The 3,047-nt window shown below is 35.3% G+C and carries 3 protein-coding genes; all 3 read right to left on the reverse strand.

Annotated elements, in window-relative coordinates:
- On the reverse strand, positions 1 to 492 hold a 492-nt coding region (locus ABY905_RS15680), incomplete at its 3' end, for a Spy/CpxP family protein refolding chaperone (RefSeq protein WP_372645566.1).
- A gap of 231 nt (positions 493 to 723) precedes the next feature.
- The gene (locus ABY905_RS15685) at positions 724 to 2,319 is read right to left on the reverse strand and encodes a S41 family peptidase (RefSeq protein WP_372645567.1); all 1,596 of its coding nucleotides are present in this window, start codon (positions 2,317 to 2,319) and stop codon (positions 724 to 726) included.
- A gap of 11 nt (positions 2,320 to 2,330) precedes the next feature.
- Positions 2,331 to 2,783, reverse strand: coding sequence for a dCMP deaminase family protein (locus ABY905_RS15690; RefSeq protein ID WP_125029010.1), 453 nt, complete (start codon positions 2,781 to 2,783; stop codon positions 2,331 to 2,333).
- Between the last annotated feature and the right edge of the window lie 264 nt (positions 2,784 to 3,047).

The following is a 3,047-nucleotide window of genomic DNA, read 5'->3' on the forward strand; positions in this document are numbered from 1 at the left end:
GCAGAAAGAATTCACACCCCTCTGATTTCTTCCTTCATCAAAGCATCTTCTATCTCCTTTTTGCATTTGACATCTTCGACCTTTCATCTGCGGAGTTCGCATTCTCGAACAATCAGCTTGCATACCTCTAAACATTCCTTGCTCCTGACACTGTAATTCAGGGCCCGCTAATCGCATATTAACTCTTTCTTCCATCAACTGCTTTTCTAAAGCCGTCATTTTATCGATATTCTCAAAAACCTTCTTTTCATTTAACTCCTCGGCAGACATTAAAGTTCTTTGATAAGCTCTAAGCTCATTCAATTCATTCTTTACATCAAGGGTTGCTTTAGCAAATTCAACTTTAGCAGCTCTTAATTCTTCTTTTTGAGCATCTGTCAATTGAATCATTGTTTTCTCCATTCTTTCGGCTCTTTTTCTTTGTTGTGCTTGACTGATTCCACTGAAAAGCATTAAAGCCATAACGATACATACTGTTATTTTCGTTTTCATATCTTCATTTTTTAAACAGAGATTCTTCTTTTATAATAGAAGATCAACCGATGTTAAATATTGAATTAATTTATTCTGATTCAAATGAGATTTCATTAGTTTGGATCCACTCCCATTTTAAAATCGCTTTCGAGATTTAGACGTTCTACCTTTCGAAAGGTTTAATTTTAAATCAAAAAAAAGATCCACCCGATGGGTAGATCTTTAAAATAAACGAAATTTCAATTCAGACTATTCTTTCATATCGATCACATAATCAATCGTATTATCTAGTTTACTGATAATAGGATAAAAACCTTCATCATCAATTAAATCACGAGCGATATAAGCTTTTACTTGAGTCTCAATTATCTCTAAAGAACTATTCAGACCTTTCTTATCTGGCTTCACTCCGGCATCCTGACAATATTTCGTCAAATCCTGAATAAGGGGTTTATTCTTTAAATAAGCTAATATTTCTTCGACCTTAGTGAAAGCTTTCATCTCAGCTCTATTCTTATCAACATAGTCGAAAGCAAATCGATAAATTAAGCCCTTACGACTTAACTCTCTAAAATAGCTTGAATAGCCTGTTGTGTCTACTGGAATAAAAACATCAGGCATAATCCCTCCGCCACCATAAACAATATTACCTCCTGGAGTTTTAAATTTCAATGAATCAGCAAAATGAATTGAATCTTCCTTTTGGAATTCACCATGTATATATCTCAAATTAATATCATTATTATAAGCTTCCTTACCATTAGAGTATGATTTTTGAATACAACGACCTGTTGGTGTGTAGTAACGAGCAACGGTCAGTCTCATGGCTGAGCCATCGGGTAACATTCGTTGTTCTTGAACCAAACCTTTACCAAATGATCTACGACCAACAATCTTACCTCTATCATTATCCTGAATGGCACCAGCAAAAATCTCACTTGCAGATGCTGAAAATTCATCAATTAAAATGACAATCGGTAAATCTTGACAATCTCCTCTTCCGGTTGATACATAATCGGTCTTAGCTTGCGATTTACCTTCAGTATAAACAATCATTTTACCTTCGGGCAAGAACTCGTTAATCATATTTGTAGCCGCAGACATATAGCCCCCGGTATTTCCTCTAAGGTCAACAATTAATTTTTTAACGCCTTCCCCCTTCAACTTCTCTAATCCTTTTGAGAACTCATGAAAAGTTGTGGCTCCAAAACGACTTACTTTGATATAGCCTAACTCATCATTAATCATATAAGCCACATCGACACTAGCAACTGGAATAGAACCTCGAATGATATCTAATTCGATTAAATCTTTAACGCCACGACGAGCAATGCTAACTTTAACGCCTGTTCCTTTTGGCCCTTTTAACTTACTCATGATAAAATCATCCTTCATATCAGCACCAACGATTGGAATACTATCCACTTTCACGATTCTGTCTCCAGCAAGAATACCAACATGTTCAGAAGGACCTCCCTCCACAACTCTAACAACGGCAACTGTATCCCGATAACGGATGAACTGAACACCAATTCCACCAAAATTTCCTTTTAGGTCTTCGTTGAATCCCTGCAAATCTTTAGCAGAAATATAAACAGTATGAGGATCAAGATTCTTAAGAATAGCTGGGATAGCTTGCTCAACCAATCGTTCAGCTGAAACAGTATCCACATAATCCTCAACAATCATATCAAGAACCGCATCCAATTTGTGACTTGCCGTTAAAGCAGGTGCGTTAAAGATCCTAGTTGTAGAATTTGGTTGAAAAAAAGAATTAATAAACATACCCAAAACAATAGCCATGGCTAATAAAATGGGGAGAAACATCTTCGTCTTATTATTCATCCTATATGGTTTTATAAGTTCTTACTATCGATAAATTTAACCTCTATTCCCGCTCTAATCAAAAGATCCTTTCCATCATTACAGTGATAGGCTTCAGAATAAACAACTCGATTTATTCCTGCTTGAATAATAAGCTTTGCACACTCGATACAAGGCGTTGCCGTTACATACAAAGTTGCACCTTCGCTACTATTGCTCGATTTCGCCACTTTTGTAATTGCATTAGCCTCGGCATGCAACACATAGGGCTTCGTTTTATTATCATCATCCTCGCAGATATTTTCAAAACCCGATGGCGTTCCATTATATCCATCAGAAATAATCATCTTATCTTTCACAATCAAAGCGCCTACCTGACGACGTTTGCAATAAGAATTTTCAGCCCAAACAATAGCCATTCTCAGATATCTACAATCAAGCTTCTCTTGTTTTTCCAAAAGTTCTGTACTTAAAATCTCCTGCATTTTATTGGTTTATTTAGTAGGTATTAAACAAAAATATAAAAAAATAAAGCTTACCGAATTTATTAGGGCGCAAGTTTCTTATTTATTTCAAAAATACAGACAGAGGCAAGCAGTTCTATAGCAATTAATAGAATCTGAGTTTCCATTCTATTAATCATTTTAAAATCATAAGTAAAGTCTAAATTTCACTATTAAAAAAAGGCTGGTTTGCTGAATTAATTTCAGCTGATTTTAATTATATTAGCCGATCCGATATTCAAGAAA

The sequence above is a fragment of the Ancylomarina sp. genome, assembly GCF_041555295.1.
GTDB lineage: Bacteria > Bacteroidota > Bacteroidia > Bacteroidales > Marinifilaceae > Ancylomarina.

Coding starts and splice junctions, on each gene's coding strand:
- ABY905_RS15690 (WP_125029010.1), bottom strand. CDS start 2,783: ATGCAGGAGATTTTAAGTACAGAACTTTTGGAAAAACAAGAGAAGCTT.
- ABY905_RS15685 (WP_372645567.1), bottom strand. CDS start 2,319: ATGAATAATAAGACGAAGATGTTTCTCCCCATTTTATTAGCCATGGCT.